Annotated in this window: 10 protein-coding genes; 6 read left to right on the top strand and 4 right to left on the bottom strand. The window is 67.7% G+C overall.

The genetic code is table 11. The features are described from left to right. Positions 1-44: 44 nt before the first annotated feature. The 4 genes from hisN to malQ form a co-directional block, all read right to left on the bottom strand. The gene (gene hisN / locus E2E27_RS04485) at positions 45-815 is read right to left on the bottom strand and encodes a histidinol-phosphatase (RefSeq protein ID WP_141457885.1); all 771 of its coding nucleotides are present in this window, start codon (positions 813-815) and stop codon (positions 45-47) included. Beyond that, the gene (locus E2E27_RS04480; RefSeq protein WP_141457884.1) at positions 812-1,162 is read right to left on the bottom strand and encodes a ribose-phosphate pyrophosphokinase; all 351 of its coding nucleotides are present in this window, start codon (positions 1,160-1,162) and stop codon (positions 812-814) included. The genes hisN and E2E27_RS04480 overlap by 4 nt, the downstream gene beginning before the upstream one ends. Then, positions 1,162-2,097, bottom strand: a complete 936-nt coding sequence (locus E2E27_RS04475) for a ribose-phosphate pyrophosphokinase (protein ID WP_086606289.1) — start codon at positions 2,095-2,097, stop codon at positions 1,162-1,164. The genes E2E27_RS04480 and E2E27_RS04475 overlap by 1 nt, the downstream gene beginning before the upstream one ends. Positions 2,098-2,180: 83 nt before the next feature. After that, positions 2,181-4,166, bottom strand: coding sequence for a 4-alpha-glucanotransferase (gene malQ, locus E2E27_RS04470; protein WP_141461571.1), 1,986 nt, complete (start codon positions 4,164-4,166; stop codon positions 2,181-2,183). 214 nt (positions 4,167-4,380) lie between these two features. On the opposite strand from malQ, the gene E2E27_RS04465 reads away from it, so the two are divergent. From E2E27_RS04465 to glgX, 6 genes are read left to right on the top strand one after another with little or no spacing between them, the layout of a single operon-like run. Then, positions 4,381-6,804 (top strand): glycogen/starch/alpha-glucan phosphorylase, encoded by a 2,424-nt coding sequence (locus E2E27_RS04465; RefSeq protein WP_141457883.1) that lies wholly within the window; start codon positions 4,381-4,383, stop codon positions 6,802-6,804. Then, positions 6,801-8,963 carry a 1,4-alpha-glucan branching protein GlgB gene (gene glgB, locus E2E27_RS04460; RefSeq protein WP_141457882.1) on the top strand — a complete coding sequence of 721 codons (2,163 nt, stop codon included), beginning with the start codon at positions 6,801-6,803 and terminating at the stop codon, positions 8,961-8,963. The genes E2E27_RS04465 and glgB overlap by 4 nt, the downstream gene beginning before the upstream one ends. A 30-nt stretch (positions 8,964-8,993) precedes the next feature. After that, the gene (gene glgC / locus E2E27_RS04455) at positions 8,994-10,259 is read left to right on the top strand and encodes a glucose-1-phosphate adenylyltransferase (RefSeq protein WP_141457881.1); all 1,266 of its coding nucleotides are present in this window, start codon (positions 8,994-8,996) and stop codon (positions 10,257-10,259) included. Next, on the top strand, positions 10,256-11,716 hold the full coding sequence (gene glgA, locus E2E27_RS04450) for a glycogen synthase GlgA (RefSeq protein ID WP_141457880.1): 1,461 nt from the start codon (positions 10,256-10,258) through the stop codon (positions 11,714-11,716). Before glgC ends, glgA begins: the two co-directional genes overlap by 4 nt. Then, positions 11,713-13,338, top strand: a complete 1,626-nt coding sequence (locus E2E27_RS04445) for an alpha-D-glucose phosphate-specific phosphoglucomutase (RefSeq protein ID WP_141457879.1) — start codon at positions 11,713-11,715, stop codon at positions 13,336-13,338. The genes glgA and E2E27_RS04445 overlap by 4 nt, the downstream gene beginning before the upstream one ends. Then, on the top strand, positions 13,335-15,122 hold the full coding sequence (gene glgX / locus E2E27_RS04440) for a glycogen debranching protein GlgX (protein ID WP_141457878.1): 1,788 nt from the start codon (positions 13,335-13,337) through the stop codon (positions 15,120-15,122). Before E2E27_RS04445 ends, glgX begins: the two co-directional genes overlap by 4 nt.

Below are 15,122 nucleotides of genomic sequence, written 5' to 3'. Positions count from 1 at the left end.
AACCGGTGGGAAATCTCTCGTCTCGGGCTTCGCGCCGGGGGTGACTAACCCATTGCCTCGAGGACGTCTTCCAGCCGCGCCGGGTCGCCGAGGGCGATGACCGTGCCGTCGCTTCCGGCGTCGAGGGGGTTGCCTTGCCAGTCGGCCATCATGCCGCCCGCGCCCTCGACCACCGGCACCAGCGCCGCGTAATCGTGGAGCTTGAGGCCGGCTTCGATCACGAGATCGATGTGCCCGCTGGCGACGAGACCGTAATTGTAGCAGTCCCCGCCATAGATGATCTTGCGCTCGGCCACGCTCTTGGCGACCGACATGAAGGCGTCGGCCTCTTCGTTGGTGAAGGCGTGGGGGCTGGTGGTGCCGAGCACCGCGTCGGCAAGGTCCTTCAGGGGCCGGCAAGTGGCGGGCTTGCCATTGAACAGCGTCGGCTGGCCGATGCGCCCGACCCAGCGCTCGCCGCTGATGGGCTGGTCGATGATACCGAGTACGGGCCATCCGTCCTGAAGCATTGCGATCAGCGTGCCGAAGATCGGGCGACCGGCGATGAAGCTGGTGGTGCCGTCGATCGGATCGAGCACCCATTGCCGCCCGGCACCTTCGTTGCGGGTGCCGTATTCCTCGCCGATGATCCCGTCGCGCGGGAACTCCGCCTCGATCAGCTTGCGCATCGCGGCCTCGGCGGCGCGGTCGGCTTCGGTGACGTAGGAGCGATCGGCCTTGCGCTCCTCGCTCCACTGGCCCCGGAACAGCGGGCGGATGGCGGCGCCTGCCGCATCGGCAAGGCGCAGGGCGAGGGCGAGATCTTTATCTGTCATGCGGTTTTCCAATAGTCGAAGGCTTCGGCCTGTCGAGCCTCGGTGTAGCGGCGCGCCTCCGGCCCCTCCCATTCGCGCGGCAAGTCGTCGTGAACCTCGGTGCGGCCGACGAACCAGCCCTGTCCGGGGAGGCCGTCCGACTGGCGCACCACCAGCACCGCAAGGCCGGGCTCACCCGCCGCGCGGCCATCCTCGTCGATCCGGTCGAGCACCTTGCACAGCTGGCGCATCAGGGGCCGCGTGAAGGTGTGGCCGAGGATGCCGAGGAGCGCACCGTAGGTGAAAACCTGCCGCGTGCGGGCCGCCTCGATCAGCAGGCCTCGCACTTCGGCAGGGTCGAGCGCCATCAATCGAACAGCGAGCTGACCGAACTCTCGTCCGCGATCCGGCGGATCGCCTCGCCCACCAGCGGGGCGATGGGGAGGATGCGGATGCGGTCGGAGGCTTCGGCGGCTTCGGTCGGGCGGATCGAATCGGTGATGACGAGCTCCTTGAGGCTGGAGCCGTTGATCCGCGCCACCGCGCCGCCCGAGAGGACGCCGTGGGTGATATAGGCCGCCACGCTCGCCGCGCCGCCTTCCAGCAGCGCCTCGGCGGCGTTGCACAGGGTGCCGCCCGAATCGACGATGTCGTCGATCAGGATGCAGTGCCGCCCGGCGACGTCACCGATGATGTTCATGACCTCGGATTCGCCCGGACGATCGCGGCGCTTGTCGACGATCGCGAGCGGGGCGTTGTCGAGCCGCTTCGCCAGCGCCCGCGCGCGCACCACCCCGCCCACGTCGGGGGAGACCACCATCAGCGCCTGATCGCCGTAACGCGCCTGAATGTCGGCGGCCATCACGGGCGCGGCATAGAGATTGTCGGTGGGGATATCGAAGAAGCCCTGGATCTGCCCGGCGTGGAGATCCACCGCCAGCACGCGGTCGGCGCCCGCTTCGGTGATGAGGTTCGCCACCAGCTTGGCCGAAATCGGCGTGCGCGGGCCGGGTTTGCGATCCTGCCGGGCGTAGCCGAAATAGGGCACCACCGCAGTGATCCGTTTGGCCGAGGCGCGGCGCAGCGCGTCGATGCAGATCAGCAGTTCCATCAGGTTGTCGTTGGCCGGGAAGTTGGTCGGCTGGACGACGAAGACGTCCTCCCCGCGCACGTTCTCGTGGATTTCGACGAAGACTTCCTCGTCCGAGAAGCGCCGCACGCTGGCGTCGGTCAGCGGGATTTCGAGATAGGCCGCGATCGCGCGGGCGAGCGGCAGGTTCGAATTGCCGGACATGATCTTCATGAAACGCGAATCCCCGTTGGCGCTGGACACAGCCCGCCTAGCGATGCGTCATGGAATTGCAACGCAGCGCGGGCGCGTTCTCGTCAGGAATTGCCGTCCTGCCGCAGCGCGCGCAGCATCGCGCAGCGGTCGGCAACCGGCGGATCGGCGAGGAGCGCGGTGACCGGCCCTTCGGTCCGGCGCTGCCAGTTGGGGTGGACAGCGACGGTGCCGGGCAGATTGGGCTGCTCTTCCTCGCCCAGCAGATCTTCCAGCGAGACCAGCGCAAGCTCTGCGGGCGTGCGGGCGATGTGGGCGATGGCGGCGTCCACCACCGGGGCGGGATTGTCGGGCGCGGGGCGCGGGGCGGTGTGATCGAGGGTCGACCACAAGAGCCCCCGGTCCCAGTCGCGGATCGCCTCGGCCTCGGCGCGGGTGACACCTTCGGGGAGCCGACCGAGCCGCTCCGCCCAGTCGAGATCGCGCCCGCGCCACCAGCCCGCGACGGTGACGGTGTCGTGCGTCCCCGTCATCGCGGCGCTGAGCGGCGGATAGTCCTGCGCGCCGATGAAACCGTCGTCAGTGGCGCGCTCGAACCACAGCACGCGCATCCCCAGCATCCGCCGCTCGGTCACCGCTTCGGTGAAATCATAGGGCGCAGTGCCGAGATCCTCGGCGATCACCAGCCCGCCCGCACGGTGCGCTTCGAGCGTGGCGAGGCGGATCAGGTCGGCGAAGGGGTAGCTCAAGTAGGCCCCCTCCCCGGTCGAAGCGCCTTCGGGGATGACCCACAGCCGGGCGAGGCCGAAGGCGTGGTCGATCCTGAGGCCTCCGCCTGCGGCCAGTCCGGCGCGGATCATCGCGATCCACGGCGCATAGCCGCTGGCGCGCAGGCCTTGCGGAGAGAAACTGGTGATCGACCAGTTCTGCCCCAGCGGCCCGAGCGGATCGGGCGGCGCGCCGATGGTGAGGCCATCCAGCATGGCATCGCGCAGCGACCAGGCGTCGCTCCCCGAAGGATCGACGCCGACGGCAAGGTCGCCGATCAGGCCGATCCCCATTCCCGCCCCCTTCGCGGCGGCCTGACACGCGGCGAGCCCCTGCCGCGCCAGCGCCTGCACGAAGAGATGGAAGGCGACCTCCCCGGCGTGCTCGGCGGCGAAGCGGGTCGCGGCCTCTCCGGCGGGATCGTGGAATGCCGCAGGCCAGCCGCGCCAGCCATGCGCGCCGCCGGAGCGGAAGTGGCAATCGAGCGCATCGAACAGCGCGTGGCGGCGCAGCATGGCGTCGTCGGTGGCGGTGAAGGCGGCGCGGCGGGCGGGGTCGAGATCGTCGAACACGGCGCGCAGCTGCGCCAGCCGCTCGGGCAGGGCGCGCGGCCAGTCGATCAGCGGCGGCCCTTTGCGCTCTGGCAGCGGCGGCAGGCCCGCCAGCGCCGGATCGGCGAGCGCACCGTTGAGGAACAGGCGGCTGGAGGGCGAATAGGGGCTGTAGCACTCGCCGTGCCCCGGAAACAGCGCGTGGACCGGATTGATCGCCAGCGCATCCGCTCCCGCCGCGCCGAAGGCCCGCGCCGCCTCGGCCAGCTCGCCGAACCCGCCCATCGGCGCGAGGCGCACGCCGCGCAGCGCCGGGATCTGCACCGACACGCCCCACGGACGGTGCCGCGCGTCGGGCGGCATGAGGTCGCGCGGCAGCGGGCAATGCGGCGGGGCCAACGCCAGCCGGGTGGTGCGGCCATCCAGCGCCAGATCGTAATAGCCCGGCGCATCGGGCAGATGCAGCAGACCGCCCTCCACCATCAGCGGGAGGGTGAGTCCGTCCTCGCCGGTCGCCTCGGCGCGGGTGGCGGCAAAGGGCAGCGGCAGCTGCCCGCCGCAATCGCCCACCAGCATAGGCGGGAGCGCGGCGTTGCGCGCGGTGAGGCGCTCAAGGCTGCGCGCCGCCTGACGCTCGCTTCCCGCATCGTGACCCAAAGCCGCGAGCACCGCCGCCAGCGCACCGTCGCTCACCTGCTGAAGCCGGCCCTCGACATCGGTCCACTCGCGCGCCACCCCGCAGGCCCGTGCCAGCGCGTGCAACTGCTCCATCGCGGTCTCCTCATGAGCCTTGGCGCATCGGGCCATCCGGGCCGTCTCGCAAGCCCCACACCGCCTTCTGCCGCATGAATACGACTGTTGCAGCACATCTTTGATTGCTGCGCGGCGACACACCTGATTAGTGTGACCGCGAGGCAACCGCCTTGGGCGAGGTGAATCCGCGGACAGGGTCGCAAAGCGACCGGCCGAACGCGCAACAGGGGGAATGAACCGCGTGACCAACAGCCCGGACAGCAAGTCAGCCCGGCTCGATGCCGGTATCCTGCGCGCGCTGCGCCACCGCGTCGGCAAGACCGAGCGTGCCGCCAAGCCGCACGACTGGTACAATGCCACGGTGCTCGCGCTGCGCGACGAGATCATCGACAACTGGTTCGCCTCCACCAGCCGCGCGCATGAGGACGGGGCCAAGCGGGTCTATTACCTCAGCCTCGAATTCCTGATCGGGCGGCTGCTGCGCGATGCGCTATCGAACATGGGCTGCACCCGCGCGATGGAGCAGGCGCTGCGCGAACACGGGCTCGACCTCGCCCGGCTGGAAGAGCTGGAGCCCGACGCCGCGCTCGGCAATGGCGGGCTCGGCCGGCTGGCGGCGTGCTTCATGGAAAGCCTCGCCAGCCTCGACATCCCCGCCTTCGGCTACGGCATCCGCTACATCAACGGCATGTTCCGCCAGCGCATCGACGAGGGCTGGCAGGTGGAGCTCCCCGAAACCTGGCTTGCGCACGGCAACCCCTGGGAGTTCGAGCGGCGGGAAAGCGCCTATCTGGTCGGCTTCGGCGGCGAGGTGACCAGCGATGGCGGGGTGATCCGCTGGAGCCCGGCGGAGACAATCGAGGCGACCGCCTTCGATACCCCGGTGGTCGGCTGGCAGGGCAAGCGGGTCAACACGCTGAGGCTGTGGAACGCCGCCGCGCTCGATCCGATCCAGCTCGCCGCCTTCAACGCGGGCGATCACGCCGGGGCGCTCGCCGCGCAGGTGCGCGCGGACAGTCTGGTGCGGGTGCTCTACCCCGCCGATTCCACCCCGGCGGGGCAGGAATTGCGGCTGCGGCAGGAGTTCTTCTTCTCCAGCGCCAGCATTCAGGACATTGTGCGCCGCCACGTCCAGTATCACGGCGACATCCGCACTCTGCCCGACAAGGCGGCGATCCAGCTGAACGACACGCACCCCTCGGTCGCGGTGGCGGAACTGATGCGGTTGCTGAAAGACGAGCATGGCCTTGCCTTCGATGAGGCGTGGGACATCACCCGCCGCACCATCGCCTACACCAACCATACCCTGCTGCCCGAAGCGCTCGAAAGCTGGCCGCTGCCGCTGTTCGAACGCCTGCTGCCGCGCCACATGCAGATCGTCTATGCGATCAACGCCAAGGTGCTGCGCGAGGCGAGGAAGGCCGGGCTGGACGACGCCGCCATCGCCGCGATCTCGCTGATCGACGAGCATGGCGAACGCCGCGTGCGGATGGCGAACCTCGCCTTCGTCGGCGCGCATTCGGTCAACGGCGTGGCGGCGCTGCACACCGATCTGATGAAGCAGACCGTGTTCGCCGATCTCCACCGGCTCTACCCCGACCGGATCAACAACAAGACCAACGGCGTCACCCCGCGCCGCTGGCTGCACCAGTCGAACCCGCGGCTGACCGGGCTGATCCGCGAGGCGATCGGCGACGGTTTCCTCGCCGATGCCGAGCAGCTTTCCGCGCTGTCGGCGATGGCGGACGACGGGCCGTTGGGCGAACGGGTGGACGAGGTGAAGCGCGCCAACAAGGTCGATCTGTCGAACCATCTGCGCGAGCTCACCGGCCTCAGGCTCGATCCCGATGCGCTGTTCGACGTGCAGATCAAGCGCATCCACGAATACAAGCGCCAGCTGCTAAACCTGATCGAGACGGTCGCGCTCTACGACCAGATCCGCAGCCACCCCGAGCGTGACTGGGTGCCGCGGGTGAAGATCTTCGGCGGCAAGGCCGCGCCGACCTATCACAACGCCAAGCTCATCATCAAACTCGCCAACGACATCGCCCGGCGGATCAATTCGGACCCCAGCGTGGGCGAGCTGCTCAAGGTGGTGTTCGTCCCGAATTACAATGTCAGCCTTGCCGAGAAGATCATTCCGGCGGCCGACCTTTCCGAACAGATCTCGACCGCCGGGATGGAAGCGTCGGGGACAGGCAACATGAAGTTCGCCTTCAATGGCGCGCTGACGATCGGCACCTTGGACGGGGCCAATATCGAGATCATGGAGCACGTGGGCCGCGAGAACATCGTGATCTTCGGCCTGACCGCCGAGGAAGTCGCCGCCCAGCGCGCCGATGGCTACAACCCGCGTGCGGTGATCGAAGGCTCGCGCGAGTTGGCGCAGGCGGTCAATTCCATCGCCAACGGAGTGTTCAGCCCTGACGAGCCCGCGCGCTACAAGGGATTGATGGACGCGCTCTACAACTCCGACTGGTTCATGGTCGCCGCCGACTTCGACGCCTATGCCGCCGCCCAGCGCGAAGTCGATGCGCGGTGGGAGAACCGGGCGGCGTGGCGCACATCGGCAATCATGAACATTGCCAATGTCGGCTGGTTCTCCTCCGACCGCACGATCGGCGAATATGCCCGCGAAATCTGGGGTGTGAAGTGAAACCACCGCCAGAGGCCCTCGCCGCGCTGCTGGACGGCACCCATGCCGATCCCTTTGCGCTGCTGGGGCCGCACGAAGGGCCGGAGGGCACCTTCGCTCGCGCGATCCTGCACGGGGCCGAGGAGGCCGAGGCCTTTTCGCTGAAGGGCGGCAGGCTCGGGAAGATGACGCGGGTGGATGGCCCGCTGTTCGAAGGCAAGCTGCGCGGCAAGCCCAAGCCGGTCAAATATCGCTGCCGGGGGAACGGGGCGGAGTGGTGGGTGACGGACCCCTACAGCTTCGGCCCGGTGCTCGGCCCGATGGACGATTTCCTGATTGCCGAGGGCACGCATTTCCGCCTGTTCGACAAGCTTGGCGCGCACGTGATCGAGCACGAGGGCGCGAGCGGCGTGCACTTCGCGGTCTGGGCACCCAATGCGCGCAGCGTAAACCTCGTCGGCGATTTCAACGGCTGGAACCCCGCCGCACACATGATGCGCCGCCGGGTCGACATCGGGGTATGGGAAATCTTCATCCCCGACATCGGCGAGGGCGCAGCCTACAAGTATCGCATCACCGGCCCTGACGGCACGGTGCAGCCGCTCAAGGCCGATCCCTTCGCCTTCGCCAGCGAATTGCGCCCAAAAACCGCGAGCATCGTCGCAAAGCCCGGCAAGCGCGAATGGGGGGACGATGCCCACCGCGCGCATTGGGCCAGCGTCGATCCCCGACGCGAGGCCATTGCAATCTACGAAGTCCACCCCGGGTCTTGGCAGCGCGACGACAATGGCTGGTTCCTGACCTGGGACGAATTGGCCGCGCGGCTGATCCCCTATGTGCTTGAATTGGGCTTTACCCACATCGAGTTCCTGCCGGTCTCCGAACACCCCTACGACCCGAGCTGGGGCTACCAGACCACCGGGCTCTACGCCCCCTCGGCCCGGTTCGGCGATGTCGAGGGCTTCGCCCGTTTCGTCGACGGCGCGCACCGGGCGGGGATCGGCGTGCTGATCGACTGGGTGCCCGCGCACTTCCCCGTCGACGAACACGGCCTCGCCCGCTTCGACGGCACCGCGCTCTACGAACACGAAGACCCGCGCCTCGGTTTCCACCCGGACTGGAACACCGCGATCTACAATTTCGGGCGCCAGGAGGTGCGCAGCTTCCTCGTCAACAACGCGCTGTTCTGGGCCGAAAAATACCACGTCGACGGGCTGCGCGTGGATGCCGTCGCCTCGATGCTCTACCGCGACTATTCACGCAAGGCGGGCGAGTGGATCCCCAATGCCGAGGGCGGGCGCGAGAACTGGGAGGCGGTCGAATTCATGCGCGCCACCAACCGCGCGCTCTATGGCCAGCACCAAGGCGTGATGACCATCGCCGAGGAATCGACCTCATGGCCCGGCGTCTCCCAGCCCGCCTTTGACGAAGGCCCGCGCACCGCGCTGGGCTTCGGGTTCAAGTGGAACATGGGCTTCATGCACGACACGCTGCAATACATGGCGCGTGATCCGATCCACCGGAAATACCACCACAACGAGATCACCTTCGGCCTCGTCTATGCCTTCTCGGAAAACTTCGTCCTGCCGCTGAGCCATGACGAGGTGGTCCACGGCAAGGGCACGATCCTCGGCAAGATGAGCGGCGACGACTGGCAGCAATTCGCCAACCTGCGCGCTTACTACGCCATGATGTGGGGCTATCCCGGCAAGAAGCTGCTGTTCATGGGCCAGGAATTCGCCCAGCGCCGCGAATGGAGCGAGGAGCGCAGCCTCGACTGGGAGCTGCTGGACGCGCCCGCGCACCGCGGCGTCGCCGATCTGATTCGCGATCTCAACCGCCTCTACCGCGAAACCCCCGCGCTCCACGCCCGCGATTGCGAGGGCGAGGGCTTCGAATGGCTGATCGCCGACGATGCCGACAATTCGGTCTTCGCATGGCTGAGGAAAGCGCCGGGCGAGGCGCCGGTGGCGGTGATCGCCAACATGACCCCCGCTTTTCACACCGATTATCGCCTGCCCTTGCCCAATGATGGAACATGGGCCGAAGTGCTCAATTCCGATGCCGAAACCTATGGCGGAAGCGGCAAGGGCAACATGGGGCAGGTGACCGCCACGGACGGCGCAGCCCGCATCGTGCTGCCGCCGCTCGCCACGATAATGCTGCAATTCACCGGATAAGAACGCAAAACACTCTGGGGAGAGAATGGGATGATCGAGAGGACGTCTGGGAGGCCGCTGGCGCGTGACGCGATGGCCTATGTGCTGGCGGGCGGGCGCGGCAGCCGGTTGATGGAACTGACCGACCGGCGCGCCAAGCCCGCGGTCTATTTCGGCGGCAAGTCGCGCATCATCGACTTCGCGCTGTCCAACGCGATCAACTCCGGCATCCGCCGCATCGGGGTGGCGACACAATACAAGGCGCACTCGCTGATCCGCCACATGCAGCGCGCCTGGACCTTCCTGCGGCCCGAGCGCAACGAGAGCTTCGACATCCTCCCCGCCAGCCAGCGCGTGTCGGAAAACCAGTGGTACGAAGGCACGGCCGATGCGGTGTTCCAGAACATGGACATCATCGCCGCCCACGCGCCCAAATATATGGTGATCCTCGCGGGCGACCACATCTACAAGATGGATTACGAATTGATGCTGCAACAGCACGTCAATTCGGGAGCAGACGTCACGGTCGGCTGCCTCGTCGTGCCGCGCATGGAGGCGACCGGCTTCGGCGTGATGCATGTCGATGCCGAGGACACGATCACCGCCTTCGTCGAAAAGCCCAAGGACCCGCCCGGCATTCCCGGCGACGAGGGCATGGCGCTCGCTTCGATGGGGATCTACGTCTTCAACACCGATTTCCTGTTCGAGCAGCTGCTGCGCGACGCCGACGACCCGAATTCGAAGCGCGATTTCGGCGGAGACATCATCCCCTACATCGTCAAGCACGGCAAAGCGGTGGCGCACCGCTTCACCAATTCCTGCATCCGCGCGGCGGAGGAGATCGAGGAATATTGGCGCGATGTCGGCACGCTGGATGCCTATTTCGAGGCGAACCTCGACCTCACCGACACGGTGCCCAAGCTGAACCTCTATGATCGCGACTGGCCGATCTGGACCGACGCTGTCGTCGCCGCACCCGCCAAGTTCGTGCATGACGAGGATGGGCGGCGCGGGTTTGCGGTTTCCTCGCTGGTGTCGGGCGACTGCATCATCTCCGGCTCCGAAGTGCGCCGCAGCCTGCTGTTCACGGGCGTGAAGATCGGTTCCTATTCCAACGTCAAGGAGGCGGTGATCCTGCCCTATTGCAACATCGGGCGCGGGGCGCGGCTCAGCCGGGTGATCATCGACTCCGGCGTGCGCATCCCCGAAGGGCTCGTGATCGGTGAAGACCCCGAACTCGACGCGCGCCGTTTCCGGGTGTCGGAGAAAGGCGTGGTGCTCGTCACCCGCGACATGATGGCGAAGCTGAAGCTGTGAGCATGAAAGTCCTGTCGGTCGCATCCGAGGCGGCGGGGCTGGTCAAGACCGGCGGGCTTGCCGATGTGGCGGGCGCATTGCCGGCGGCGCTGGCGGCGCAGGGGGTGGCGGTGACGACCTTCGTCCCCGGCTATCCGGCGGTGCTGGCAAAGCTCGGAAAGAAGCCGCAGGCGGTTCATAAGTGGGATGCGCTGCTTGGCACCCCGGCGCGGCTGCTGGCGGGCAAGCTGGGCGATCACCCGCTGCTGGTACTCGATGCCCCTGCCCTGTTCGCGCGCGAGGGCGGGCCCTATGCCGATCCCTCGGGCCGCGATTGGGATGACAACTGGCACCGCTTTGCCGCCTTCGCCCGCGCCGCCGCCGACATCGCGGGGGGCGCGCTGAAGGGACACGATTTCGATCTCGTCCACGCGCACGACTGGCAGGCGGGCCTCGTCCCCGCCTACCTGCGCCTCGCGCCGCTGAAGGGCGGGCGGGCCGTGCCGAGCGTAATGACGATCCACAACATGGCGTTTCAGGGCTATTACCCCGCAGAGGTGTTCCCCAAGCTGGGCCTGCCGCCCTCGGCATGGACCGTGGACGGGGTCGAAAGCTACGGCGGGGTCGGTTTTCTCAAGGCCGGGATGCAGCTGGCCGACGCGATCACCACGGTCAGCCCGACCTATGCAGGCGAGATCCGCAGCGTCGAATTCGGCATGGGGCTGGAGGGGATCGTCCTCGCCCGCTCCAACCGCGTGCACGGCATCCTCAACGGGATCGACACCGCCGAGTGGAACCCGGCGACCGACCCGCATCTGGTGGCCAATTTCACCGCAGCAACTCTCGCCGCACGGCGGAAGAACAAGCGCGCGATCGAGAAGGAATTCAGTCTCGATCGCGGCGACGGGCCGCTGTTCGTGGTCGTCACCCGGCTGACGTGGCAGAAGGGGATGGACGTGCTCGCCGGAGTGCTGGACCACCTCGCCGGGATCGGCGCGCGGCTGGCACTACTGGGGTCGGGCGAAAGCGAGATCGAGCAGGCCTTCCTCGCCGCCGCCGCGCGCCATCCGGGGCGGATCGGCGTGCGGATCGGCTATGACGAGGCGCTCTCGCACCGCTTGCAGGCAGGCGGCGATGCGATCCTTATACCGAGCCGCTTCGAGCCCTGCGGCCTGACCCAGCTTTACGGCCTCGCCTATGGCTGCGTCCCCGTTGTGGCGCGCACCGGAGGCCTCGCCGACACGGTGATCGACGCCAACCCCGCCGCGCTGGCCGCAGGGGTGGCGACCGGCATCCAGATGAACGCCGTCAGCCACAACGCGCTCGCCATGGCGGTGAGCCGCGCGGTGGAACTCTACCACCATCCGGCAGAATGGAAGCGGCTTCAGAAAAACGGGATGAAGGCCGACTTTTCATGGGGCGCCAGCGGCGCGGCCTATGCGGCGCTCTACCGCCAGCTGATCGAGGAACAGGCATGATCCAGACCGTCTCCACCACGCCCTTCGACGGCCAGAAGCCCGGCACATCGGGCCTGCGCAAGAAGGTGCGGGTGTTCCAGCAACCGAACTATGCCGAGAACTTCATCCAGTCGGTCTTCGACGTGGTCGAGCGCCCGGCAGGTTCCACGCTGGTGATCGGCGGCGACGGGCGGTTCCACAACCGCACCGTGATCGCGCGCGCGATCGAGATGGCGGCGGCCAATGGCTATGCCCGCGTGCTGGTGGGCCAAGGCGGCATACTCTCGACCCCCGCGGCCTCCCACGTGATCCGCAAATATGGTGCGAGCGGCGGGCTGATCCTGTCGGCCAGCCACAACCCCGGCGGGCCGGACGAGGATTTCGGAATCAAGTACAACATCGCCAATAGCGGCCCCGCGCCCGAAGCGGTGACCGAGGCGATCTATGCTCGCACGCAGACCATCGACCGCTGGATGATGATCGAGGGCCACGTCGATCTCGACCGCATCGGCACGAGCCAAGTGGGCGAGATGGTGGTCGAAGTGATCGACCCCGTCGCCGACTATGCCGATCTGATGGAAGAGCTGTTCGATTTCGACGCGATCCGCGCGGCGGTGCAAAATGGCCTGTCGATGGCTTTCGACGCGATGCACGCGGTGACCGGCCCCTATGCACACGACATCCTCGAACGCCGCCTCGGCTTTCGCGAGGGCACGGTGCGCAACGGCACTCCGCTCGAGGATTTCGGCGGGCACCATCCCGATCCCAACCTCGTCCATGCCCGGGTGCTCTACGACCTGATGATGTCGGACGATGCGCCCGCGCTGGGCGCGGCGTCGGACGGGGACGGGGATCGCAATCTCATCATCGGCAAGGGGGTCTTCGTCACGCCTTCGGATTCGCTGGCGATGCTGGCCGCCAATGCCCACCTCGCGCCTGCCTATGCCGGGGGGCTGAAGGGCATCGCCCGCTCGATGCCCACCAGCGCAGCGGCCGACCGGGTGGCCGAAGCGCTGGGCATCCCGCTGTGGGAGACGCCGACGGGGTGGAAGTTCTTCGGCACGCTGCTCGATGCGCAGCTGGCGACGATCTGCGGCGAGGAAAGCGCGGGCACCGGCAGCGATCACGTGCGCGAGAAGGACGGGCTGTGGGCGGTGCTGCTGTGGCTCAACATCCTCGCCGTCACTGGCAAACCGGTGGCAGAGCTGGCGAGAGAGCACTGGGCGCGGTTCGGGCGCAACTACTACGCCCGCCACGATTACGAGGCGATCGCGACCGACAGGGCGAATGCGCTGATGGCGGCGCTGGAAGCCTCGCTGGCGGGCCTGCCGGGCCAGAGCTTCGGCGCGCTGACCGTCAGCGCTGCCGACCAGTTCGCCTATACCGATCCGGTCGACGGCTCGGTGAGCCGCAATCAGGGCGTACGGGTGATGTTCGCCTGCGGATCGCGGATCGTGTTCCGCCTGTCGGGCACCGGCACGGAAGGCGCGACCTTGCGGGTCTATCTCGAACGCTACGAGGGGCCGGACGGGCGGCTGACGGAAGAGACGCCCGCGATGCTCGCCGACCTGATCGCCGCCGCCGAGGCCATCGCCGGCATCGCCGCGCACACGGGCCGCACCGCACCGGATGTGGTGACGTGAGCGCCGATCTCGGCGCGATCGTCAGCGAGGGCTCCACCCGTTTCCGCGTGCGCGCTCCGCGTGCGGATGCGCTGATGCTCTGCCTGTTTGACGCGGACGGCAACGAAACCCGTCACGACATGACCCGCGACGAAGACGGCGCGCACTGGGTCCTCGAGCTTCCCGAGGACATGGCTGGCCAGCGCTACGGCTACCGCGCGCGCGGCGAGTGGGCGCCCGAAAAGGGACTGTGGTTCGACGAGGCCAAGCTGCTGGTTGATCCCCACGCAACCCAGCTGGACCGCCGGTTCAAGGCCGACAAGGCGCTCACCGAATATGGTGCCGAAACCGGCCACCTGGTGCCACGCGCCATCGTGATGCGCGAATATGACGGTTTTCCCAAGCAGCCACCGGTCTTCGATCGCGGCGGGCTGATCTACGAAGTCAACGTGCGCGGTTTCACGCTGAACCATCCCGATGTGCCCGCCGACCAGCGCGGCACGATTGCGGCGATGGCGCATCCGGCGGTGATCGCACATCTCCGGAAGATCGGCGTGAGCGCTGTGGAGTTCATGCCGGTCATCGCCTGGATGGACGAGCCGCATCTCGGCCCCCTCGGTCTTGCCAACCACTGGGGCTACAACCCGGTCGCCCCGATGGCGCTCGATCCCGGCCTGTGTCCGGGCGGCGTGCGGGAATTGCGCAAGACCGTCGAGGCGCTGCACGAGGCCGGCATCGGCGTGCTGCTCGACCTCGTCTTCAATCACACCGGCGAAGGCGATGCGGGCGGCAATGTGATCTGCCTGCGCGGGCTGGACGACAGTGCCTATGCGCGCAGCGAAGACGGCGTGATGCTCAACGATTCCGGTTGCGGCAACACCGTCGATTTCGGGCAGGAATGGGTGCGCGAGCTGGCGCTCGACACGATGCGGCATTTTGTCGCGCGCTGCGGGATCGACGGGTTCCGCTTCGATCTCGCCCCGATCATGGCGCGCAGCCCCGGCTTCGATCCCGAGGCGCCGATCTTTGCCGCGATCGCAGACGACGAATGGCTCCACGACCGGGTGATGATCGCCGAGCCGTGGGACATCGGCCCGGGCGGCTACCAGCTCGGCCATTTCCCGCAAAACTGGCTCGAATGGAACGACCGCTTCCGCGACGATGTCCGGCAATTCTGGCGCGGGGACGCCGGTGTCGCCGCGCTCGCCACGCGGATCGCCGGGTCATCCGACCTGTTCGGGCGCGACTGCCGCAGCGTCAATTTCCTCGCCGCGCATGACGGCTTTACCCTCGCCGATACGGTCGCCTACGAAGAGCGTCACAACGAGGCCAATGGTGAGGACAACCGCGACGGGCACGGCGACAACAATTCGTGGAACAACGGGGTCGAAGGGCCGACCGACGACCCCGAAGTCCTCGCCCGCCGCGCCGCCGATCTGCGCGCGCTGCTGGGCACGCTGTTCGCCTCGACCGGCACGATCATGCTGACCGCGGGCGACGAATTCGGGCGCACGCAGGGCGGCAACAACAATGCCTATTGTCAGGACATGCCGATCGACTGGGAGGGGCGCGACACGGCGCTGGAGGATCATGTCGCGGCGCTTTCGGCGGAACGCGCGGCGAACGTCGCCGCTTTCGCGCAGTTCCCCGAAGACGGGCAATGGCTCACGCTCGATGGCGCGGAGATGACACCGGGCGATTGGGAGAATCCCGAGACCCCCGGCTTCATCCACCGTCCCCCGTCCGGGCACGACCGCCCCGCCATTCGCATCGACCGCGATGCGCGCGAGGCGGGCTGGGCCTGA

This window comes from Porphyrobacter sp. YT40 (assembly GCF_006542605.1).
Lineage (GTDB): Bacteria > Pseudomonadota > Alphaproteobacteria > Sphingomonadales > Sphingomonadaceae > Erythrobacter.
The sequence above is the reverse complement of the archived record's forward strand: the minus strand, read 5'-3'. Positions and strand labels throughout refer to the sequence as shown.

Excerpts from the sequence above, each read along its gene's own strand:
- hisN (WP_141457885.1), bottom strand. The coding sequence starts at position 815 with ATGACAGATAAAGATCTCGCCCTCGCCCTGCGCCTTGCCGATGCGGCA.
- E2E27_RS04480 (WP_141457884.1), bottom strand. The coding sequence starts at position 1,162 with ATGGCGCTCGACCCTGCCGAAGTGCGAGGCCTGCTGATCGAGGCGGCC.
- E2E27_RS04475 (WP_086606289.1), bottom strand. The coding sequence starts at position 2,097 with ATGAAGATCATGTCCGGCAATTCGAACCTGCCGCTCGCCCGCGCGATC.
- malQ (WP_141461571.1), bottom strand. The coding sequence starts at position 4,166 with ATGGAGCAGTTGCACGCGCTGGCACGGGCCTGCGGGGTGGCGCGCGAG.
- E2E27_RS04465 (WP_141457883.1), top strand. The coding sequence starts at position 4,381 with ATGAACCGCGTGACCAACAGCCCGGACAGCAAGTCAGCCCGGCTCGAT.
- glgC (WP_141457881.1), top strand. The coding sequence starts at position 8,994 with ATGATCGAGAGGACGTCTGGGAGGCCGCTGGCGCGTGACGCGATGGCC.
- E2E27_RS04445 (WP_141457879.1), top strand. The coding sequence starts at position 11,713 with ATGATCCAGACCGTCTCCACCACGCCCTTCGACGGCCAGAAGCCCGGC.